Annotated in this window: 17 protein-coding genes; 11 read left to right on the top strand and 6 right to left on the bottom strand. The window is 73.6% G+C overall.

Translation table 11 applies throughout. From position 1 onward, the window contains the following. Positions 1 to 11: 11 nt before the first annotated feature. On the top strand, positions 12 to 488 hold the full coding sequence (locus ACFZB9_RS12125) for a Rieske (2Fe-2S) protein (RefSeq protein ID WP_391446738.1): 477 nt from the start codon (positions 12 to 14) through the stop codon (positions 486 to 488). Between the two features lie 18 nt (positions 489 to 506). Here the strand turns inward: ACFZB9_RS12125 and ACFZB9_RS12120 are convergent, their stop codons facing one another. From ACFZB9_RS12120 to ACFZB9_RS12110, 3 genes are all read right to left on the bottom strand, one after another. Further along, on the bottom strand, positions 507 to 728 hold the full coding sequence (locus tag ACFZB9_RS12120; RefSeq protein ID WP_391446189.1) for a hypothetical protein: 222 nt from the start codon (positions 726 to 728) through the stop codon (positions 507 to 509). Continuing rightward, positions 725 to 2,284: a PspC domain-containing protein gene (locus ACFZB9_RS12115; protein ID WP_391446187.1), complete on the bottom strand. Its 1,560-nt coding sequence runs from the start codon at positions 2,282 to 2,284 to the stop codon at positions 725 to 727. The genes ACFZB9_RS12120 and ACFZB9_RS12115 overlap by 4 nt, the downstream gene beginning before the upstream one ends. Positions 2,285 to 2,365: 81 nt before the next feature. Further along, entirely contained in the window at positions 2,366 to 3,112 is a 747-nt protein-coding gene (locus ACFZB9_RS12110; protein WP_391446185.1) for an SGNH/GDSL hydrolase family protein, read from the bottom strand. Positions 3,113 to 3,481: 369 nt separating this feature from the next. Here ACFZB9_RS12110 and ACFZB9_RS12105 point away from each other — a divergent pair, with 369 nt between their 5' ends. The 5 genes from ACFZB9_RS12105 to ACFZB9_RS12085 all read left to right on the top strand — a co-directional run bounded on the left by ACFZB9_RS12105 (position 3,482) and on the right by ACFZB9_RS12085 (position 9,961). Beyond that, positions 3,482 to 4,819 carry a PspC domain-containing protein gene (locus ACFZB9_RS12105; RefSeq protein ID WP_391446736.1) on the top strand — a complete coding sequence of 446 codons (1,338 nt, stop codon included), beginning with the start codon at positions 3,482 to 3,484 and terminating at the stop codon, positions 4,817 to 4,819. After that, positions 4,812 to 5,513 (top strand): LuxR C-terminal-related transcriptional regulator, encoded by a 702-nt coding sequence (locus ACFZB9_RS12100; RefSeq protein ID WP_391446183.1) that lies wholly within the window; start codon positions 4,812 to 4,814, stop codon positions 5,511 to 5,513. Before ACFZB9_RS12105 ends, ACFZB9_RS12100 begins: the two co-directional genes overlap by 8 nt. A gap of 202 nt (positions 5,514 to 5,715) precedes the next feature. After that, a complete protein-coding gene (locus ACFZB9_RS12095) occupies positions 5,716 to 7,374 on the top strand; it encodes a hypothetical protein (protein WP_391446181.1) in 1,659 nt (552 codons plus the stop codon). 140 nt (positions 7,375 to 7,514) lie between these two features. Further along, positions 7,515 to 8,723: an acyltransferase family protein gene (locus ACFZB9_RS12090; protein ID WP_391446179.1), complete on the top strand. Its 1,209-nt coding sequence runs from the start codon at positions 7,515 to 7,517 to the stop codon at positions 8,721 to 8,723. Between the two features lie 53 nt (positions 8,724 to 8,776). Continuing rightward, positions 8,777 to 9,961 carry a hypothetical protein gene (locus ACFZB9_RS12085; protein WP_391446178.1) on the top strand — a complete coding sequence of 395 codons (1,185 nt, stop codon included), beginning with the start codon at positions 8,777 to 8,779 and terminating at the stop codon, positions 9,959 to 9,961. Here the strand turns inward: ACFZB9_RS12085 and ACFZB9_RS12080 are convergent. After that, positions 9,949 to 10,218: a hypothetical protein gene (locus ACFZB9_RS12080; protein ID WP_391446176.1), complete on the bottom strand. Its 270-nt coding sequence runs from the start codon at positions 10,216 to 10,218 to the stop codon at positions 9,949 to 9,951. The genes ACFZB9_RS12085 and ACFZB9_RS12080 overlap by 13 nt on opposite strands. 149 nt (positions 10,219 to 10,367) lie before the next feature. Between ACFZB9_RS12080 and pcrA the strand changes: the two genes are divergently transcribed. Further along, entirely contained in the window at positions 10,368 to 12,983 is a 2,616-nt protein-coding gene (gene pcrA, locus ACFZB9_RS12075; protein WP_391446174.1) for a DNA helicase PcrA, read from the top strand. A gap of 168 nt (positions 12,984 to 13,151) precedes the next feature. Next, positions 13,152 to 13,559, top strand: coding sequence for a cobalamin B12-binding domain-containing protein (locus tag ACFZB9_RS12070; protein ID WP_391446172.1), 408 nt, complete (start codon positions 13,152 to 13,154; stop codon positions 13,557 to 13,559). Positions 13,560 to 13,575: 16 nt separating this feature from the next. On the opposite strand, the gene ACFZB9_RS12065 is transcribed toward ACFZB9_RS12070, so the two are convergent. Together ACFZB9_RS12065 and ACFZB9_RS12060 are read right to left on the bottom strand one after the other, a co-directional pair. After that, entirely contained in the window at positions 13,576 to 15,210 is a 1,635-nt protein-coding gene (locus ACFZB9_RS12065) for a DUF5691 domain-containing protein (protein ID WP_391446170.1), read from the bottom strand. Continuing rightward, positions 15,207 to 16,511 carry an SWIM zinc finger family protein gene (locus ACFZB9_RS12060; protein ID WP_391446168.1) on the bottom strand — a complete coding sequence of 435 codons (1,305 nt, stop codon included), beginning with the start codon at positions 16,509 to 16,511 and terminating at the stop codon, positions 15,207 to 15,209. The genes ACFZB9_RS12065 and ACFZB9_RS12060 overlap by 4 nt, the downstream gene beginning before the upstream one ends. A gap of 204 nt (positions 16,512 to 16,715) precedes the next feature. On the opposite strand from ACFZB9_RS12060, the gene ACFZB9_RS12055 reads away from it, so the two are divergent. The 3 genes from ACFZB9_RS12055 (at position 16,716) to ACFZB9_RS12045 (ending at position 21,847) form a co-directional block, all read left to right on the top strand. Beyond that, positions 16,716 to 17,828: an AAA family ATPase gene (locus ACFZB9_RS12055; protein WP_391446166.1), complete on the top strand. Its 1,113-nt coding sequence runs from the start codon at positions 16,716 to 16,718 to the stop codon at positions 17,826 to 17,828. Positions 17,829 to 18,008: 180 nt separating this feature from the next. After that, on the top strand, positions 18,009 to 20,594 hold the full coding sequence (locus tag ACFZB9_RS12050) for a DUF5682 family protein (protein WP_391446165.1): 2,586 nt from the start codon (positions 18,009 to 18,011) through the stop codon (positions 20,592 to 20,594). Continuing rightward, positions 20,591 to 21,847: a VWA domain-containing protein gene (locus ACFZB9_RS12045; protein ID WP_391446163.1), complete on the top strand. Its 1,257-nt coding sequence runs from the start codon at positions 20,591 to 20,593 to the stop codon at positions 21,845 to 21,847. Before ACFZB9_RS12050 ends, ACFZB9_RS12045 begins: the two co-directional genes overlap by 4 nt. The last annotated feature ends 151 nt before the right edge of the window (positions 21,848 to 21,998 follow it).

The following is a 21,998-nucleotide window of genomic DNA, read 5'->3' as shown; positions in this document are numbered from 1 at the left end:
AGGAGGAGGCGGTGCGCCGACGCAGCTTCCTGGACGGCTCCATCGCGGCCGTCGCGCTCGGCGGGGCGGGGCTGCTGGGCGGCTCGCTGACGGCCACCTTCATCCGCCGGAAGCCCAAGCCGGCCACCACCGCCACCGCTGCCGGGGGCGCCCCGGTGAGCGCCCCCGCGGGCGGCGCGAAGGTCTCGGTCGCCGTCGCGGCCGTCCCGGTGGGCGGCTCCGCCACCGTCACCGACCCCGCCAGCGGCGACACGGTCTACATCGTCCAGCCCACGGCGGGCCAGTACTGCGGCCTCTCCTCGGTCTGCACGCACGCCGGCTGCGCCGTGGACGCGCCGAAGCAGGGCCAGCTGCACTGCCCCTGCCACGGTTCGAAGTTCGACGCCACCACCGGCGCGGTGCTGGCGGGCCCGGCGGTCAAGCCGCTGCCGCGGTACCGGGTCACCAAGGACGGCGACCGGCTCGACCTCGGGCCGCTGCAGTCCTGACACCCCGCCGGTCGGGCCTCAGGCGTCCGGGTCCTGGGCGTCCGGGCCCCGGCCGCGGCGGGACATCGCGGCCACCGCACCCGCCAGTCCCGCCACGCCGAGCACGATCAGGGTGATCGGCATGACGATCCGTCCGTTCACCGAGAAGTCGTTCAGCGAGGCGACCAGGTAGAGCACGGCGATCACCGTGAACAGGCCGCCGGCCAGGAACGAGTAGAGGTCGAACCGATGCCGCTTCATCCCTGCACCACCTGAATGTCGCCGAGGTCGACCACGATGTCGAGGTCGATCGTTCCCTTGCTCGCCGCGCCGCCGACCGGGGCGAGGTGGACCGTCTGCCGGGTGCCGACGTCGCCGTCCAGCGTCCGGTCGGGCAGATGGACGCTGCCGACCACGGTGTGCAGGGTCAGGTTCGCCTCGACGTCGGGCGGCAGTGTCACGTCGGCCTGGCCCGCGCCCAGCCGCACGGAGGTGCTCACCGTGCCGCCGGCCGGGTCGACCGCCGACAGGTCCAGGGCGATGTCGCCGGCCCCCAGCGCGTACTGGTGCTGAACGGCCGCCGCATCGGCCGGCGTCCAACTGCGGTCGCCGACGCTCGCGTGCACCGAGGTGGCGGAGGTGCCGCCCGCGGCCAGCACGATGGTGAGCAGCAGGGCCGGGACGGTCAGCACCCTGGCCCGGCCGAACTTCACGCCCACCAGCATGGTCAGGCCGAGCCCGAGCAGGCAGGTGGCCAGCATGCTGGAGAGCAGCGTCGTGCTGCTGTGGTGCCCGCTCACCGTCCAGACCAGCCAGGCCGCGCCGACCGAGAGCAGGAGGCCGAAGGGGGCCAGCACCGAGCGGGACCGCCGCTCGTGGCGCACCGGGTGCGGCATCGGCGGCATGGGCGGGTACGGCGCGGCGGCGGACTTGCGCAGCGGGTCGCCCTCGGGCAGGTCGCTCCGCTGCCACCAGGGCTGGGCGGGCGCGCCCGGGGGCGGGGTGGTGCCGTAGGGGTTGCGCTCGGGGTGCCGCGGGTCCCACAGGTAGCCGGTGCGGCTGGGGGGCGCGTCGGCGGGTGGCGCGTCGGCCCGCCCGGCGCCGTCCCGCGCCGCCTGGGCGGAGCGGCTCAGCGTCTCCTTGGCCAGGTTGACGCGTTCCTGCACCTCCTCGCTGTGGTTGGCCCACTCCTCCCGCAGGTGCGCCTTGACCTCGGCCGCGCGGCCGGCCCACTCCTCGTGGAAGTCGCGCCGCCAGGTCTGCCAGTCGCTCAGCGGCGAGGTGGCCCCGAGGCCGAGGTCACCGGCCGGGCCGGTGGGCCGGTCGTAGGGACCGCCCTGCCGCGGCGGCTGCCCGAGCCCGCGGGCCCGGCGGCGGCGCTCGGGGTCGTGCCGCACCGCGAAGAAGATCATCGCGCCGAGCAGCAGCAGCGGGAAGGTGGAGTCACCGCTGCCCATCCAGGAGAAGAAGACCCCGGTGCCGATCACGGTCAGCAGCACCGCGCCGATCGACTGGCCGTCCACCCGGCCGGTCAGCACCCGCTGCAGCTCGGTCCGTCCGTGCTTCCCGTCCGGGTGCTCGGTGGGCACGATCAACCAGGCCAGGCCGTACAGGAACAGCCCGAGTCCGCCGGTCAGGCAGAGCACTGCCGTGACCACCCGGAACACCACCGGATCGATGTCCAGGTGCCGGCCGAGCCCCCCGCAGACCCCCGCCACCACGCGGTGGCTCTCGTCGCGCACCAGGGGCGGGCGTTCGCCCCCGGGCTGTTCCTGGGCGGCCCGCTCGTCCTCGGCCGCGTTCTGCTCCTGCGTCATGGCTCCATCCTGGGGGCTGGGAGCGGCAGGCGGGAGCGGGGTGGGCCCTGTGCGGACCCTGATCTCACCCTGAGACAGCGCTCAGGGACGGCCGGCGGCCTCGCGCAGCGGGGCATCGTCGACCAGCCGGCCGGCCTCGTCGTCGAGGGTGCCGAAGAAGGCCAGCGCCATCCTGTCGTAGCCACGGTCGTTGGGGTGCAGCCGGTCGTACCACTCGTCGGCGGTCAGCGCGGGCGGGGTGACGTAGCTCAGCTGGTTCCCCAGCTCGCGCTCGGTCGACTCCAGGGTCCGGGCCTGGCGGTTGAAGCGGCGCACCTGGGTCTGCAGGCCGCCGGTGGTGGGCAGCAGGCCCTGCAGGATGACGGTGATGCCGGGGCGGTCGGTGAAGATCTGCTCGACCAGGGCCTGCAGGCGGTCGGTCGCGTGGTCCTTGTCCGTCCCGCGGTCCAGGTCGTTGATGCCGATGTGCAGCAGCACGATGTCCGGGTGCTGCGCGGCCAGCCAGCCGTCCACGTGGTCGCGGATGTCGTCGATCATCCAGCCGCTGTGTCCCTCGTGCCACGGGGAGGCGAAGGAGCCGTCGCGCTGCGAGCCGACGAACTCCACGGCGTAGCGGGACTGCCCGGTGATCAGCTGCCAGAGCGGCAGCCGGTAGCCGGCCTGGCTCTGGCTGCCGACGCCCACGGTGATCGAGTCGCCGAGCGGCATGACCCGCAGCACCGGCGGGGTGTCCCGGGGTGCGGGCGCGGCCTGGGCGGGAACGGAGCTGACCAGGCCGAGGCCGGAGCAGAGAATCGCGGCCAGCAGGGCAGCGACAGTCCGTTTCATGGCGGTACCTCCAGATGTATGACGATCTGTCAGATGCGCCGGATCATAGGATTGTTCGATCTTGGGATGAGTGGCGACACGCGGCGCTGTACGCCGGACCGGGTGGCGGTGCGGCCACCTGGCGAGGTCCGCGGGGGTCCGGCCGATCCGGCCCGGCGCGCGACAGGGTCCGCCGGGCAGGCCCTAGGGGAAGCACCCTGATGCGCTCGCCCCCGCGCGCGTGTGACCATCTGTGGCGTGGCAGTCCCCGGCACCGAAGCGAACCCGAGCACCTCCGCCTCCGACGCTCCACCGAGCGCGGGCGGCGAGCCGACCCCGGCCGCGGCCCGGCCGCCGTACCGCAAGCTCTACCGCAGTCCGCACTCGCGGATGCTGGGCGGGGTGGCGCACGGGCTCGCGGTGCACCTGGGCCTGCCGGTGGTCTGGGTGCGGGCGGCCTTCGTGCTGCTCACCTTCGCCAACGGGATCGGGGTGCTGCTGTACGCGGCCTTCTGGTTCGTGGTGCCGATCGGCATCGGCGAGCCGGGGGCCCGCGGCGCACTGGGCGTCAGCTATGTCTGGGCCAACGGCCAGTTCGTCCCGGCCGGTGCCTCCGGTGTGACCCCCGACCCGCTGCGCAAGGGCCGGCGCGGCCGGCTCGGGCGGCTGCGCGACATGCTGCAGGGCACCTTCCAGGGGGAACCGGTGATCGCGCAGGAGAGCGGAGCGGCGGGCTCGCCCACCTCGGGCAGCCGGCAGAACCTCGGCCAGCTGGCCGCCCTGCTGATGCTGGTCATCGGCGTGATGGCGCTGCTCAACGTGCTGAACATCCAGTCCTCCAGCCCCTACACCTGGCCGCTGCTGGCGATCGGGGTCGGTGTCGCGCTGGTCTGGCGGCAGGCCGACGACTCGCGCTGGCAGCGCTGGTTCGGCCTGGAGGGCGGCGGCAAGCGGCGGGTGGCCTTCACCCGGGTCGGCGTCGGCGTGCTGCTGGTGACCGTGGGCATCATCGGCTTCCTGGTGCTGCAGGGGGCCGGCTCCACCCTCGCCTCGGTGATCGAGGCCTCGCTGGCGGTGCTCGCCGGTGTCCTGGTGCTGACCGGACCGTACGCGCTGCGGATGTGGCAGGACCTCGCCACCGAGCGGACCGCCCGGATCCGGGCCCAGGAGCGGGCCGAGATCGCCGCGCACATCCACGACTCGGTGCTGCACACCCTCACCCTGATCCAGCGCCGCTCGGAGGACCCCAAGGAGGTCCAGCGCCTGGCCCGGGCCCAGGAGCGCGAGCTGCGGCTGTGGCTCTACCGCCCCGAGGCCGCCGCCGAGGCGGCCCCCGACACCCTGGCCGAGCGGCTGCGCTCGGTGGTGGCCGAGGTGGAGGACCGGCACGGGGTGCCGGTCGAGCTGGTCTGCGTGGGCGACTGCCCGATGGACGAGCGGCTCACCGCACAGATGCAGGCAGCGCGTGAGGCGATGGTCAATGCGGCCAAGTACGGTGGCGGGGGACCGGTGCAGGTCTACGCCGAGGTGGAGGGGAGGACGGTGTCGGTGTTCGTGCGCGACCACGGCCCCGGCTTCGACCCGGACACCGTGCCGGAGGACCGGATGGGCGTCCGCGAGTCGATCATCGGCCGGATGAAGCGCAACGGCGGCACCGCACGGGTGCGTCCCGCGCCGGACGGCGGCACCGAGGTCGAGTTGGAGATGGAGAGAGCTGCTGATGACTGACGCTGTTGCGCCCGACGCCGGGTCAGGGGGCCCCGAGCGGGTGGCACGGGTGGTCCTGGTCGACGACCACCGGATGTTCCGTACCGGCGTGCGGGCCGAGATCGGCCGCACCGAGGCCACCGGCATCGACGTGGTGGGCGAGGCCGACGACGTGGAGTCGGCGGTCCGGGTGGTCGCCGAGACCCGCCCCGACGTGGTGCTGCTCGACGTCCACCTGCCCGGTGGCGGCGGTGTCGAGGTGCTGCGCCGTTCCACCGCCGTGATGGGTGAGCCGGGCGGCGTGAAGTTCCTGGCGCTGTCGGTCTCCGACGCCGCCGAGGACGTGATCGGCGTGATCCGCGGCGGCGCCCGCGGTTACGTCACCAAGACCATCACCGGTGCCGACCTGGTCAACGCGGTCTTCCGGATCGCCGACGGCGACGCGGTCTTCTCGCCGCGGCTGGCCGGCTTCGTGCTGGACGCGTTCGCCGCCACCGACACCCCGCCGGTGGACGAGGACCTGGACCGCCTGACCCAGCGCGAGCGCGAGGTGCTGCGGCTGATCGCCCGCGGGTACGCGTACAAGGAGATCGCCAAGCAGCTGTTCATCTCGGTGAAGACGGTGGAGAGCCACGTCTCGGCGGTGCTGCGCAAGCTGCAGCTGAGCAACCGGCACGAGCTGACCCGCTGGGCGACGGCGCGCCGGCTGGTCTGACGGCCGGGGCACAGGAGCCGGTACGCGACCCTTTCGGGTATACCCAGTATGCACTCCCCCTGGCATACTGGGTATGCAGTCTGCGTTGCCTGGATCCCGTCGACACCACGGGGTCGCATGACCTCCTGGCCGAAGAAGCGGCCCGGAGGCATCGTCTGGCCTTGAAAATTCCGGGCCACTAGTTGCCGTATTGTGGAGCACCGTGACCGACACCGCCGCCGCTTCGAGCCTCCCCGAGTCCGAGGCCTCCGACGATGACAACCAGCCGATCACGATCAGGGGACGCTCGCGTGGACCAGGGGCGGGTCGTGACGGTCTGCGGGAGTGGCTGTTCCGGGTGACCCCGTACCGGGTCACCGGTCTGCTCTTCCTGCTCGTGCTGGTGCCGATGTGTTTCGCGCTGCCCTGGTCGGGAGACCAGGGGCAGCACGCGTCGACCATCTGGCGACTGCGTGAGAACTTCTCGCACCCGACCAGCCCGCTGATCGACATCTCGGGGAACAACAGCCCCTACTTCGCGCCGTACCAGGTCTTCGGTGCGCTGGTGTCACTGGTCACCGGCCTGGTGCCGCTGAAGACGATGCACCTGCTCGCGGTCATGAACGTGGTGCTCGTGATCACCGGGATCGGCGCCTTCGTCCGGACCCTGACCAGCCGTCCGTGGGCACCGGTCATAGCCCTGTTCACGTACTTCTTCCTCTGGGGCGTCAACGTCGAGGTGTGGAGCGGCTACGAGTCGTGGCTCTCCTTCTGCCTCGGGCTGTCGTACCCGAGCGCCTTCGCGGCGGGCCTGATGTTCTGGCTCTGGGCGGGGACGCTGCGACTGCTGGGCCGGGTGCCCGACCGGGCGCCGCTCTCCGACAAGCTCGCCGTGCGGATCCCGGCGCATGTGGCCCTCGGCCTGGTGCTCTTCGTCGTCCTGCTGTCGCACCCGTTCACCGGCATCGTGATCTGCCTGGGCCTGGCCGGCATAATGATCGGCTCGCTGCGCGGCCTGTCCGTGCGCAACTGGCTGCTCTGGGTGCTGTCCGCGGCCGTCACCCTCGCCGCCGTGCTGGTCTGGCCGTACTTCAACCTGCTCGACCAGCAGCAGTCCTCCGCGCTGGACGCGATGCACCAGGGTCTGTACAGCGCCCCGCTGGCCTGGTTCGGCTTCGCCCTGGTGCTCGGCCTGCCCGCGCTGTTCCTGCGCTTCCGCCGCAACCGCATGGACCCGCTGGTGCTCACCTTCGCGCTGATCGGCGCGGTCGTGGCGTACGGCTGGTTCAGCGGTCACTACAGCTTCGGTCGCGCCTACCCGGGCCTGATCATGACGATGCAGCTGGCCGTGGCCATCGAGGCGGCGGAGATCCCGTGGAAGGACTGGTTCAAGCGTGAGCTGTCGCTGATGCTCACGGTGGCGCTGGCGCTCGGCATGTGGGTCCAGGCCGGCACGATCTTCTACCTGATCCCGAAGAAGGACTTCCCCAAGGGCGTGGTCGACAACGTCCAGACCTGGAACCCGTGGCCCGGCTACCAGTGGGTCGCCCAGTACGGCGTGAAGTACGGCGACGTCGTGATGACCTCCGGCGAGCGGCCGCTCGACCAGCTTCCGGCCTACGGCTACTACACCGTCAGCACCGACTACCCGGACCCGGCCGTGGCCCAGTCGGTGTTCGACCAGCGCAACCACGACGTCTGGGAGTTCTTCTACTCGAAGGAAGCCACCGACCAGGACCGCCGCGACCTGCTGACCAAGTACCACGCGAGCTGGGTGCTGATCATGCCCGGCCAGGGTGTGGTGCTGCCGAGCGGATCGGGCTACGAGCAGGTGGCGACCAGCCCCCAGGGTGAGTATCTGTACAAGGTGGTCAACTCCTGACAGAACCTCAACGCGAGCCCCGTCGGCTCGTGCCAGGTACGGCCGGTGGGCGCTCAGCGCCCACCGGCCGTACCTGTAGGCTCCCCTAGACGAAACGCCCCCCAGCGCCGCCCGGTGCTCCCGTAGGAAAGCGTCGACCGATGCCACTCTCCGTGCTGCCGAACCGGCTCAGGTCCGCTTCGGCTGACAGGCCCGCCCACGCCGAGCAGTCGAAAGGCTCCGGCAAGCACAGCCGGCCCAGGCTCTACGTGCTGGACGGCATGCGTCTGCTGGCCGCACTGAGCGTGATGAGCTTCCACCTGCTCGGCAAGCCGGTGGGCTGGGAGCAGACCTGGCACGGCAGTCCCGACAAGCTGATGCCGGGTCTGCACGGGGTGGCCATCTACGGCTGGATCGGCGTCGAGCTCTTCTTCCTGATCAGTGGCTTCGTGATCTGCATGTCCTGCTGGGGCAAGCGGCCGCAGGACTTCTTCATCTCCCGGGTGGTCCGGCTCTATCCCGCCTACTGGGCGGCGATGGCGATCACCACCGCCGTGGTCCTCACGGCCGGCTACTCGTTCAGCACGGTCAAGGACCTCACCCCGCGCAACATCATCGTCAACGCGACCATGCTGCCGTCGCCGCTGGGTGCCCCGCTGGTCGACCCCAGCTACTGGACGCTCTGGGTCGAGATGCTGTTCTACGTGCTGTTCGCCGTCGTGGTGGCGATGGGCCTGACCTACCGTCGGGTGGTGGCCTTCTGCGGGATCTGGACCTTCCTGGCGGCGATCGCGCCCACGGTGAACTTCCCGCTGCTCGACACGATCACCCAGCCCAGCTACACGCCGTTCTTCGTGGCCGGCATCACCATGTACCTGATGTACCGGTTCGGGCCCAACCTGCTGCTCTGGGGGATGCTCGGCTTCTCCTGGCTGGTGGCGCAGTACCGGCTGGAGGGCACCGTGCAGATGTACCAGCAGTGGCTGCCCCAGCACATCTCCTGGACCATCGCCGCCTGTCTGATGACCGGCTGTTTCCTGCTGGTCCTGGCGGCCGCGCTGGGCTGGCTCAACTGGATCAAGTGGCGCTGGCTGACCGTGGCCGGCTCGCTGACCTACCCGCTCTACCTGCTGCACCAGGAGATCGGGACGACCGCCATCTGCTGGCTGCGCCAGTGGCTGTCGCCGGGCGCGACGCTGGCCATCGTGGCCACCGGCATCCTGCTGCTCGCCTGGCTCATCCACCGACTGGTGGAGCGGCCGCTGACCCGAGCGATGAAGAAGGGCCTGGACTCGGCCTTCGCGTCGTTGACGACGATCGACGCGCAGGCCGGTGCGGCCAGAGAGAAGAAAGAGGGAACACCGCAGTGACAGTTCAGGCCACCGGGGCCGACGCGCCTGGCGCGCATCGGCTGGGGGGAACGGTGTCCGGCCGCGGGAGCGGCCTGCTGGACCGGATCAAAGGCGCGCTGCGTGAGGCCGCGCCGGCTCTTCTCGGCTACGCGGGGGTGCGGGCCGTCGGCGTACTGCTGATGCTGCTGCTTCCGCACAAGTACGCCGTGCTGCACCACCTGAGCGACCTGTGGGACGCGCACTGGTACACGGACATCGTGCTGCACGGCTACAACGACCATGTCGGCAACGGCATGAACGACATCCCGTACTCGACGCGGGCGTTCTTCCCGCTCTTCCCGATGCTCATCAAGGCGGTCTACACCGTCCTGCCGATCTCGGTGGGTGCCGCGGCGCTGGCGGTGGCCTGGGGGTCGTCACTGGTCGCGGCGGGGGGCATCTTCGCGGCGGTCTCGCACCGGTACAACCGCCGGGTGGGGGTGATCACGGCGGTGCTCTGGGGGGTCCTGCCGCACGCCGCGGTGCAGAGCATGGCCTACTCCGAGTCGCTGTTCACCGCGACGGCGGCGTGGGCGCTCTACGCGCTGCAGCGCCGCAACTGGATCTGGGCCGGTGCGCTGAGCCTGCTGGCCGGCCTGGTCCGGCCGACCGCCGCGGCCGTCGCGGCGGCGGTGGGCCTGGCGGCCGCCGTCGAGCTGGTCCAGCGGCTGCGCGGGCGGCACGACGAGCGCTCGCCCGCTCCGGCCTGGTGGCGCGTGGTGCTGGGCGCGGTGCTGTCGCCGCTGGGTGTCCTCGGCTACATCGGCTACGTCGACTACGTGCGCCGGTCCTGGAGCGGCTACTCCTACATCCAGTCCGCCTGGGGGACGCAGTTCGACGGCGGAGTGGGCACCGTCCGCTGGCTCGACGAGATGTTCCTGACGCCGGGCACGGGGCCCCAGCTGCTGAACCAGGTGGTGATCGCCCTGGTCGTGGTGGCCTACGTGGTCCTCTTCCTGCTCGCGCTGATCCAGCGGCAGCCGCTGCCGTGGCTGGTGTTCGCCGCGACGATGCTGGCCGTCGCGATCGGCAGCAGCGCCAGCGACGCCGCTCGGGCGCGGTTCCTGGTACCGGCGTTCGTGGTGCTGGTGCCGTTGGCCGCAGGACTGTCCCGGGTGCGGTCCCGGGCCTCGATCTGGGTGCTGCTCGGTTCGGCGGCGGTCTGTTCGGGGTTCTACGGCGTCTACCTGGCCTTCGCGAACGGCTACTCGCCGTGATCCTGCGGCTGGGCCGGTGCCGGCTGCGACAATGACGCGGAGTCCGGCACCGGCGTCGGCACCGCCTGCTGTGAATCGTCGGGCCGGCTGAGGGCGGGATCCGGGGGGCCGGTGGGCTGCGGCGGGTCGGCCGGAGCGAAGGTGAGCAGGGACAGCGCGCTCGCCATGGCCAGGCCCGTCAGGGTGCCCAGCGTGCGCAGGGAGCGGCGGGCGGGCAGGGGGAGGAGTGGGCGGCGGGGTCGGCGGTGCGTGCCCATGGGGCGACGGTAGCGGGTGCCCGGGGCGGCCCGGGCAGCACCGCGGTCGGTGACCGGAACTGTACGACCGGTGGCATGGGTCGATCACTGCTGCCCGGTTTCCGGCGGCCGCACGTCCTGTCGGCGGCGGGCCATAGACTCGGAGAGCCATGAGTAGCCTCTTTGACGACCTCCCGCTGCCCGGCTTCGAGCCCTTCGAGGCGAAGCCCGCCACCGCCGCGATGCCCGTGCACCTGGCCGAGGAGCCTCCGCCGGAGGACTACGACGGCCACCAGGGGTACGAGGAAGAGATCCCCGGTGATCTCTTCCGGACCGACTACGCCGCGCAGGCCGAGCGCGACGCCTACTACCGCAACGGCAGCCACCGCACCGTGGTCGACCCGGCGCAGCTGCTGGAGGGGATGAACGACCCGCAGCGCGAGGCCGTGCTGCACGCCGGGGCGCCGCTGCTGATCGTGGCCGGCGCCGGGTCGGGCAAGACCCGGGTGCTGACCCACCGGATCGCGTACCTGCTGGGCGCGCGCGGGGTGCAGCCGGGCGAGATCCTGGCGATCACCTTCACCAACAAGGCGGCCGGCGAGATGCGCGAGCGCGTCGAGCAACTGGTCGGGCCGCGGGCGCGGGCGATGTGGGTGTCCACCTTCCACAGCGCCTGTGTGCGGATCCTGCGCCGGGAGAGCAAGCGGCTCGGCTTCACCTCCAGCTTCTCGATCTACGACTCGGCCGACTCGCAGCGGCTGATGTCACTGGTCTGCCGGGACCTGGACCTGGACCCCAAGCAGTTCCCGCCGAAGTCGTTCACCGCCAAGGTCTCCAACCTCAAGAACGAGCTGATCGACGAGGAGACCTACACCGGGCAGGCCGCCAACCCGATGGAGCGCAAGCTCGCCGAGGCGTACACGCTCTACCAGGCCCGGCTGCGCGAGGCCAACGCGCTGGACTTCGACGACATCATCATGACCACGGTCAACCTGCTGCAGGCCTTCCCGGACGCGGCCGAGCACTACCGGCGCCGGTTCCGGCACATCCTGGTGGACGAGTACCAGGACACCAACCACGCGCAGTACATGCTGGTGCGCGAGCTGACCGGCGGCGCGGCTGGCTCGGCGCCCAAGCGCACGGTGGACGGCGACTTCGTGAACCCCGCCGCCGCGGGGCCGGCCGAGCTGCCGGCGGCCGAGCTGTGCGTGGTGGGTGACGCCGACCAGTCGATCTACGCCTTCCGCGGCGCGACGATCCGCAACATCCTCCAGTTCGAGGAGGACTACCCCGACGCCACCACGATCCTGCTGGAGCAGAACTACCGCTCCACCCAGACCATCCTGAGCGCCGCCAACTCGGTGATCGAGCGCAACGCCAACCGCCGCGAGAAGAAGCTCTGGACGGCCGGCGAACACGGCGAGAAGGTGGTCGGCTATGTCGCCGACGACGAGCACGGCGAGGCGCAGTTCATCGCCGAGGAGATCGACCGCCTCACCGACGCCGGCGACGCCAAGCCCGGTGACGTGGCGATCTTCTACCGGACGAACGCGCAGTCCCGGGTCTTCGAGGAGGTGTTCATCCGGGTCGGACTGCCGTACAAGGTGGTCGGCGGGGTGCGCTTCTACGAGCGCCGCGAGGTCCGCGACGTGCTGGCCTACCTGCGGGTGCTCTCCAACCCCGAGGACACCGTGCCGCTGCGCCGGATCCTCAACGTGCCCAAGCGCGGCATCGGCGACCGCGCGGAGGCGATGATCGAGGCACTGGCCTCCCGCGAGCGGATCTCCTTCGCCCAGGCGCTGCTGCGCGTCGACGAGGCGTACGGGATGGCCGCGCGCTCGGCCAACGCGGTACGCAAGTTCAACGAGCTGCTGGCCGGGCTGCGCCAGGTGGTCGAGTCGGGGGCCGGACCGGCCGCCGTGCTGGAGGCCGTCCTGGAGGAGACCGGGTACCTGGCGGAGCTCCAGTCCTCCACCGACCCGCAGGACGAGACCCGGGTGGAGAACCTCCAGGAGCTCGCCTCGGTGGCCCTGGAGTACGAGCAGGACCCTGGCGAGCGCCCCGACGCGGGCGAGGACGGCGCGCCGCCGGTCGGTTCGCTGGCCGACTTCCTGGAGCGGGTCGCGCTGGTCGCCGACTCCGACCAACTTCCGGACGCGCAGCGGTCCGGGACCGACGGAGGAAGCCCCGACGACGACGAGGGGCAGGGCGTCATCACGATGATGACCCTGCACACCGCCAAGGGCCTGGAGTTCCCGGTGGTCTTCCTGACCGGCATGGAGGACGGGATCTTCCCGCACATGCGGGCGCTGAGCCAGGTCAAGGAGCTGGAGGAGGAGCGCCGGCTGGCCTACGTCGGCCTGACCCGGGCCCGGCAGCGGCTCTACCTGACCCGCAGCGTGCTGCGCAGCGCCTGGGGGCAGCCGGCCTACAACCCGGCCTCGCGCTTCCTGGAGGAGATCCCGGCCGAGCTGGTGGAGTGGAAGGGCACGGTCGCCAAGGTCGCGCCGCCGTCCCGCAGCCTCTCGGTCGGCGGCTCGCGCTCCTCGGGCGGGCTGAGCTCGCAGGGGCCGAAGGCCGGCTGGGGCCGCTCCTCGACCCGGACGGTGACCGAGCGCGAGGTGGTCTCGCTGGCGGTCGGCGACCGGGTCAGCCACGACAAGTTCGGGCTCGGCACGGTGGCGGAGGTGGCGGGCAGCGGCGACAAGGCGAAGGCCACCATCGACTTCGGCGCCTCGGGCCGCAAGGTGCTGCTGCTGCGGTACGCGCCGGTCGAGAAGCTCTGAGCGGTCCGCTTTCGGACCGTCACCCGGCCCGGGGCCCTCGCGGGGTCCTGGGCCGGGTCCTTCGCCGCCCGGGTTTTCCCCCGCCCGCGCGAGGGAGCGCGGCCCGCGCGCCACGCGGCGCTAACCTCCCCTCAGATCCGTTGTCGCTGAGTGACGTTGGAGGCGCAGATGGTGGGGTCGGGCCCGATCCGGGTGGTGGTCGCCAAACCAGGTCTCGACGGCCACGACCGTGGTGCCAAGGTGATCGCGCGGGCGCTGCGGGACGCCGGCGTGGAGGTGATCTACACCGGCCTGCACCAGACGCCCGAGCAGGTGGTGGACACCGCGATCCAGGAGGACGCCGCCGGGATCGGCCTGTCGATCCTGTCCGGCGCCCATATGACCCTCTGCGCCCGGGTTCTCGAACTCCTCCGGGAGCGGGGCGCGGCGGACATCACGGTGTTCTGCGGCGGCATCATCCCGGCGCCCGACATCCCCGAGCTGAAGGCGCTGGGCGTCGCGGAGATCTTCACTCCGGGGACCACGACCGGCGAGGTGGTGGCCTGGGTGCGGGCCAACCTGAGCTCCGCGACCTGAGACCTCTGACGATGCGTCATGTCACCGCCTCGGTGAGCTCGGCGAGCATCGCCGCCCGGAACCGCAGCGTGCCGGCCAGCCGGGCGAAGGTCTCCGCCCAGGCGGTGTCCGGCGCGGCGTCGGCGGCCAGGGCGGCGACCGCCGGCGCGGTGGCGGGTGCGAGCGAACGCTCCGTCAGGCCCAGCACGCCGCTGTGGTTCCACGGGTAGGAGCCCGCCGCGGCCGCCCGCTCCAGGGCCGCCACCACGGCGGTGCTGAGCGGCGGGGTCCACGGGGTGGCGCAGGCGCCGAGCAACTGGAAGGCGTCGCCGGGGCCGTGGGTGCGCAGGAAGGCCGCGGTCCACAGCGCCCGTTCGGCCGGCGGCAGGACGGCGAGCAGCTTCGCGGGCGCGCCCGCGACGGCCGGCGAGCCGGGGCGGCGCGGTGGCGGGCCGAGCAGCGCCCGGGCCCAGGGGGCTTCGCCCTGGCGCACCGCGGCCCGTGCCCAGGCCTCGTGCAGCTCCTCCCGCCAGGGGCCGCTGCCGGTTGAGCCCGCTGCCGCGCGGGCGTTCGCCGCCGCGCGGGCGTCCACTCCTGCGCGGGCGTCCACTCCCGCACGGGCGTCCGCGACGGGCAGGGCGAGCAGTTGGCCCGGCGTCAGGCCGAAGGAGTCCGTCCAGCAGGAGAGCGGTGCGGCGGCCAGCACCTCGCCCAGCCACCAGGCCTGTTCGCCGCGCCCGGTCGGCGACTTGGGCGGGATCCCGTCGCGCTGCATCGCCTCGTCGCAGGCGGTGGGCGGGGTGACCAGCAGCACGCCGTCGACCAGCCGCACGGCGGCCCGCGCCCGCTCGGCCATCCGCCGGCCGAGCGCGGAGCCGGGCAGCGTGGAGAGCAGTTCGGCGGCGGTGGCGCGCACGTTCCTGCTGCGGTCGGCCAGGGCGGACTCCAGGAACGGCTCGTCGGCCGGTGACAGGCCCTCCTGCAGGGCGTCCAGGAAGAGCAGCCGGTCCTCGGCCCGTTCGCTCGGCCAGGTGCCGGCGAGCAGGGCCAGCGCGGCGGCCGGCTCCCGGCGGCGCAGTACGGTCAGATGGGTGACCCGCTCGGCGAAGAGGCCCTGCTGCCAGACCAGGTCGGCCTCGGTCGGCCCCTCGGCGCCCGCGGTGCGCAGCACATAGCGCCACTGCGGGTTCCGTTCGGCCAGCCAGCGGCCGAGCGGGCCGGCCAGCGCCACCGCGTCGCCGCGCAGTTCGCCGCGGGCCCGGGCGGCCTCCAGCAGGGCCGGGACCTGGTCGGCCGGCGGGCGGTAGCCGCGCTGGCGGGCCAACGCCAGCCACTGCGGCAGCAGTTCGGTGAGGTTGGGCTGGGTGGTGGTGCCGGCGGCCCGCCCGGCCAGCAGCACCGCGAGCCGGCGGGCCGCCGCCGCGGGCAGTTCGGGGCGCTCGTCCTCCCCGGCCGCGGGCTGCGGCGCCGGGGCGGGCAGCGGGAGCAGCCCGGCCCGCTGCCGGACGGCGGTCAGCGCGGCGAGTTCCAGCAGGGCGGTGGCCGGGTCGGTGCGCTCCACGCCCGCGGCGGCGGCCAGCAGGGCGGGCGGGCCGGCCGGCTCGGGCAGCGGGCGGCGGTCGGTGCCCAGCAGGGCGGTGCTCTGCAGCTGGGCCCAGTAGTCGGCGCTCATGCGGCTCCTCCCGTGGTCAGGCCGGTGGCGCGGCCCTGTTCGTCCCAGACCGTCACCGGGGTGAACCCGCGATGCCCGCAGTCGCCGAAGACCGTCACCGGACGGCCACCGGAGACCGCCGCCAGTCGCCAGAGCGCCCGCTCGGGGGCGTCGTGCAGGGGCAGTGCGTGCTGACGGTCCGTCAACTGCCAGCCGGAGGCGGTGGCGACGGGCCGCACCTCGCGCAGGACCGCCGGCCAGGACTCCGTCCAGGGGTCCGCGGCGACCGCCTCCCCGTAGCGGGCGAGGGCGGCGGCCACGGGCTCGGCCCGGGGGGCGCCGGGCGCGGGCGTGGGGGAGCCGTGCCGCGGGCCGAGGACGGCGCGCAGCGGCTGTGCGCCCGGCTGGAAGGCCAGCTCCGCCTCCAGCAACCAGCCGGTGGGCAGGGAGAGTTCGGGAGCCTGGCCGGGGCGGCCGTAGGAGAGCAGCAGGGCCGGCCGGCCGGTCTTGGCGCCGCGCAGCCACAGGCGGCGTGTGGTCAGCGGATCGTCGAGGACGTCCCGGCTGCCGAGGACCAGCCAGTGGTCGCGCACGGTGGGGCCGGCCAGCAGTTCGGCGCTGTCGGTGGTGAAGCCGACCCGGGCGCGCACGGTCCGGGCCAGCGGCTCGGGCAGCTCGCCGATCCGTTCGTAGGCGGCGGCCAGCAGGTGCAGCAGGGCGTAGCCGGCGAGCTGCCCGTCGGCCGGGAGGTGATCCAACTCCCGGGCCCTGGAGGCGAGTCCGGGCGCCTGGGCGTCCACCATCCGGGCCGCGACCTCCGGCCAGCCGCCACCCGCCGCGCCGCCCGGGTCGGCCAGCCCGCGCCGCACCCGGTCGGCCAGTCGCAAGTGCAACTCCGCTGCGCCGGCGGCCACTTTGGCCGCCCGTCGGTCGGCCCGCCGACGTGCGGCCGCCGGATCGGCGGGAGCCGCGGGCGGCTCGGCGCGCTGCCGGCGCCCGGCCAGCCAAGCGCCGGCCCAGTCCGGCGGCTCGGCCGCCGCCGGCACCGCCTGCCGATCGCCGCTCCACAGCAGGAGCAGACCCAGCGCGTGCTTGCACGGGAACTTCCGGCTGGGGCAACTGCACTGGTACGCGGGCGCGGTGAACTCGATCACCGTCCGGTACGGCGTGCTCCCGCCGCCCTGGCAGAGCCCCCAGAGCGCCCCCTGCCCGCACCCGGTCCGCGACCAAGGGGCGGGGGAGGAGAGCTCGCCGGCCGCCTTCCGCGCGGCGGCGTCCGGCGCGAGGGACAGGACGTGTTCGGTGCTCCAGCGTTCCTCCATGACCCGAACGCTAGGGCGGGGGACTGACAGGGGCTCAGATGTGCTCGCCGCTGCCGCGCCGATTGTCAGTGGCGTCCGGCAGAGTGGTTCTCGCAGGTCGGACGGGAGCCCGATCCCGGGCCTGTCATCTGCGCCGATGCTCCCCACCACCCCACCGCCCCGGGCACCGCTGTGCCCTGGGGCGGGCGATTCGAAGGAGCCCCGATGACCACCAGCACCGACGGCAGCGAGAAGACCGGCGAGGTTCTGCGGGCGCATGCCGAGGAGGCGTTCGCCGGTGAGCTGGCGGCGCTGGCCGCGCAGGACGAACGGCCCCGGCCGGCCCGGTGGCGGCTGTCGCCGTGGGCGGTGGCGACCTATCTGCTGGGGGGCGAGCTGCCGGACGGCACCGTGATCAGCCCCAAGTACGTCGGTCCGCGCCGGATCGTGGAGGTCGCGATCACCACGCTGGCCACCGACCGGGCACTGCTGCTGCTCGGGGTCCCCGGCACGGCCAAGACCTGGGTCTGCGAGCACCTGGCGGCGGCGATCAGCGGCGACTCCACGCTGCTGGTGCAGGGCACCGCGGGGACGGGCGAGGAGGCCGTGCGGTACGGCTGGAACTACGCGCGGCTGCTCGCGGACGGCCCCAGCCGGGAGGCGCTGGTGCCCTCGCCGGTGCTGCGGGCGATGGCCGAGGGCAAGATCGCGCGGGTCGAGGAGCTGACCCGGATCCCGGCCGACGTGCAGGACAGTCTGATCACCGTACTCTCCGAAAAGACGTTGCCGATACCGGAGTTGAACGGGGAGACTCAGGCTGTCCGCGGGTTCAACCTGATCGCCACCGCCAACGATCGCGACCGCGGGGTCAACGAACTCTCCAGTGCGCTGCGCCGCCGTTTCAACACGGTCGTCCTTCCGCTGCCGGCGACGCTCGACGAGGAGGTCGAGATCGTCGAGCGACGGGTCGGCCAACTCGGCCGTGCGCTGGAACTGCCCGAGCTGCCGGGCGGCGCGCAGGAGATCCGTCGGGTGGTGACGGTCTTCCGCGAGCTGCGTGACGGCGTCACCGTCGACGGCCGGACCAAGGTCAAGAGTCCGACCGGCACCCTCTCCACCGCCGAGGCCATCTCGGTGGTCACCGCCGGCCTCGCGCTCGCCACCCACTTCGGTGACGGCGTGCTGCGGGCGGGCGAGGTGGCTGCCGGGGTGCTCGGGGCGGTGGTCCGCGATCCGGTCGCCGACCAGGTGGTGTGGGGCGAGTACGTGGAGGGCGTGCTGCGCGAACGGGACGGCTGGCAGGACTTCTACCGGGCCGCTCGCGAGCTGTCCCGCTGACCGCACAGGACCGACCGCACAGGACCGACCGAACAGCACCGACCAAAAAAGGAGTTGGACGCACTGACCGAACCGCACGACCCGAACGGACAAGTACTACCCGAGCGACAGGTACGACCTGAACGACTTGAACGATGCAAGACCCGCACGGACACCAGGAACGGAACAAGGGGGAGCGACATGACTGGTGAGCGGACTCTGCTGGGTGTGCGCCACCACGGACCGGGTTCGGCCCGCGCGGTGGGTGCGGCCCTGCGTGAAATCGAGCCGGACGCGGTGCTGATCGAAGGACCGCCGGAGGCGGACCCGATCATCGCCCTGGCGGCCGAGCCGGAGATGGTCCCGCCGGTGGCGCTGCTGGCGCACGCGGTCGAGGACCCGGCCCGCGCGGCCTTCTGGCCCTTCGCCGCCTTCTCGCCCGAGTGGGTCGCGATCCGGCACGCGCTGGCGGCCGGGGTGCCGGTCCGGTTCATCGACCTGCCGGCCGGCAGCACCTTCGCCCTGCAGCACGCCGAGGGGACGGCGGAGCGCGGGCAGGGGACACCGGAGAGCGGCGAGGGGCCGGCGGTCGACCCCATCGCGGTGCTCGCCGCGGCCGCCGGGAACGGGGACCCGGAGGCCTGGTGGGAGGACGTGGTGGAGCACCGCCACCCGGGCGACGACCCGCTGGCGCCGTTCGCGGCCGTGGCGGCGGCGATGGCCCAGCTGCGTGACCCCGAGGTCGGCACCCCGGGCTCGCCCGGGGTGCGGCCCGAGGGGCCCTCGGCCCGCCCCACTGCCCGCCCCACCGCCGGCCCCACCGCCCGCCTCGCCGGGCGGCGTGACGATCTGCGCGAGGCGTACATGCGCCAGCAGATCCGCGCCGCCCGGCGGGCGGGGCACCGCCGGATCGCCGTGGTCTGCGGAGCCTGGCACGTACCGGCGCTCGCCGCGCTGCCGGCGGCGAGCGCCGACCGGGCGCTGCTGGCGGGCCTGCCGAAGAAGCTGAGGACCGAGATCACCTGGGTCCCGTGGACCCACCGCCGGCTCGCCCAGCGCACCGGCTACGGGGCCGGGATCGAGTCGCCCGGCTGGTACCAGCACCTGTTCGACAACCCCGGGCCCGCGGCGGGCACCGGCATGGCCCGCTGGCTGACCCGGGCCGCCGAACTGCTGCGGGCCCAGGACCACCCGGTCTCCTCGGCGCACGTCATCGAGGCGGTCCGGCTCGCCGAGACGCTGGCCGCCGTGCGCGGCCGCCCGGCCCCCGGACTGACCGAGGCACTGGACGCGGTGCGCGCGGTGCTGTGCGAGGGCTCGGACGTCGCGCTCGCGCTGGTCCGCGAGCGGCTGGTGGTCGGCGAGGCGCTCGGCCGGGTGCCGGCGGCCACGCCCACCGTGCCGCTGCAGCGCGATCTGACCCGACTGCAGCGCACTCTGCGGCTCAAGCCGGCCGCCGCCGCCCGCGAACTCACCCTGGACCTGCGCAAGGAGCTGGACACCGGCCGCTCGCGGCTGCTGCACCGGCTGCGGTTGCTCGGCATCGACTGGGGGACCGAGATCCGCTCCGCCGTCAACTCCACCGGAACCTTCCGGGAGAGCTGGCGGCTTTGCTACGAACCGGAGTTCGCGGTTCGGGTGGTCGAAGCCGCCCAGTGGGGCACCACCGTGGCGCAGGCGGCCACCGCCAAGGTGGTGGCCGCGGCCGGGCAGACCGCGGACCTGCCCGGGCTCACCCGGCTCGCCGAGCAGTGTCTGGTGGCCCAACTGCCGGCCGCGCTGCCCGCGGTGATGCGCGCGCTGGCCGACCGGGCCGCGCTGCGGACCGACGCCGCCGAGCTCGCCGAAGCGCTGCCCGCGCTGGTCCGGGCGCTGCGGTACGGCGATGTGCGCGGCACCGACGGCGGCGCGCTGGAGGGGGTGGCGCGCGGCCTGGCCGATCGGATCTGCGTCGGCCTGCCGCCCGCCTGTGCCGGGCTGGACGCCGAGGGAGCCGCCGCGATGCGGGCCCGGCTGGACGCCGTGCACGGCGCGATCGGGCTGCTGGGCCGACGCGCCGACGGGCCCTCGGCAGCCCCCTCGGTGTCCGGCCCGGCGCAGGCGGCCGGGCCGTCAGGACCCGCTGCTCAGGTGCCGGCGGGCACCGCCCCCGGCACGCTTGCCGAGCGCTGGGCAGCCGCGCTCGGCGCGCTGGCCCGGCGCGGACCGGAGGCCCGCGGGGCCGGCCTGGGGAGCCTCGGCGCGGGGGGCCGTGGTGCGGGCAGTGCCGTCCCGGGTCTGCTGCGTGGCCGGGCCGTGCGGCTGCTGCTGGACGACGGCCGGCTGGAGGCCGCCGAGGCCGCCCGCCGGCTGCGCCTGGCGCTCTCCACCGCGAGCGCGCCCGCCGACGCGGCCGGCTGGATCGAGGGCTTCCTGTCCGGCGGCGGCGCCCTGCTGCTGCACGATCCGCAGCTGCTCGCGCTGCTGGACGGCTGGCTGACCGAGGTCCCCGCCGACACCTTCGTCGACCTGCTGCCGCTGCTGCGCCGCACCTTCGCCACGCTGGAGGCGGGGGTGCTGCGCGGCGTCGCCTCCCGGGTCGCCGCCGGCCGACCGGCCGCGGACGCGAGCGGCCCCGCGGGCGCGGGTCCGACCGGCGCGGGTGACGCGCCGCTGGACGAGGCCCGCGCCGACGCGGCGCTGCCCACCGTGCTGCGCCTGCTCGGCCGCAGGCCCGCGCCCGAGCCGCCGCCGGCCGGCGCCCGTGCGTGGATTCCCCGTCAGTCCGACCGCAGGAGCGCCGCATGACGACCGGTGAGCAGGCCGGCGGGTCCGCCGCCGCGCAGGCCCCTGAGCAGCCTGCGGAGCAGACCCCGGACGAGGCCGCCGAGCAGAGCCCCGACGAGGCCGCCGAGCGGGAGCGCCTGCGCCGCTGGCGTCTGGTACTCGGCGGCGAGGCCTGGAGCCCGGAGCACGCAGGGACTCCGACCGGCCGCGACGCGTCGATCGACCGGGTGCTGGCCGCCCTCTACCGCGGTGCGCCGGAGCAGGCTTCGACCGCCCGGGGGCAGGGGCGCCCGGCGGGGCTGGGCGCCAGCGCCCCGCAGGTGGCCCGCTGGCTGGGCGACATCCGCCGCTACTTCCCGACCCCGGTGGTCCAGCTGATGCAGCAGGACGCGATCTCCCGCCTGGGCCTGACCCGGCTGCTGCTCGAACCGGAGATGCTGGCCGCCGTGGAGCCGGACGTGCACCTGGTGGGCACGCTGCTCTCGCTCAAGCAGGCGCTGCCCGAGACCACCCGGGAGACCGCTCGCCTGGTGGTCTCCCGGGTGGTCGCCGAGCTGGAGCACCGACTGGCCGACCGGACCCGCACCACCCTGGGCGGCGCGCTGGACCGAAGCGCCCGGGTCAACCGCCCGCGCCACCGCGACATCGACTGGGACCGCACCATCCGGGCGAATCTGCGGCACTACCTCCCCGAGCAGCGCACGGTGATCCCCGAGCGCCTGGTCGGCTACGCCCGCGCACAGCGCGCGGTGCGGAAGGAGGTGATCCTCTGCGTCGACCAGTCGGGCTCGATGGCCGCCTCCGTGGTGCACAGCGCGGTCTTCGGCGCGGTGCTCTCCTCGATGCGCACCCTGGAGACCCGGCTGGTGGTGTTCGACACCTCGGTGGTCGACCTGACCGAACAACTGAGCGATCCGGTGGACGTCCTGTTCGCCACTCAGCTCGGCGGTGGCACCGACATCAACCGTGCGCTGGCCTACTGCCAGTCGAGGATCACCCGTCCGGCTGACACCGTGGTCGTCCTGATCAGTGATCTCCACGAGGGCGGCATCCGGGACCAGATGCTGCGCCGGGTGGCCGCGATGAAGGCCGCCGGGGTCCAGTTCGTCGCGCTGCTCGCACTCAGCGACGAGGGCGCCCCCGCCTACGACCACGCGCACGCCGCCGCGCTGGCCGCGCTCGGCGTCCCGGCCTTCGCCTGCACCCCGGACGCCTTCCCGGACATCATGGCCGCGGCCCTGGAGCGGCGACCGCTGCCGGTGCCGGGCGGCTGACCCGGCAACCGTGGAAACCCGCCGGGCAGCGAGGTGAACGGCGGGCGCACGGCATCCGGATGCGCACCCGTTGTGACGGTTCTCACCTCGGCGCAGCCGCTCCCGGGCGAATGGCGCCGTCCCGGCGGGGATACCCTGCCAGACGGACGTG

It is taken from the genome of Kitasatospora sp. NPDC008050, assembly GCF_042957465.1.
GTDB lineage: Bacteria > Actinomycetota > Actinomycetes > Streptomycetales > Streptomycetaceae > Kitasatospora.
This window is presented reverse-complemented; position numbering and strand designations above follow the sequence as displayed.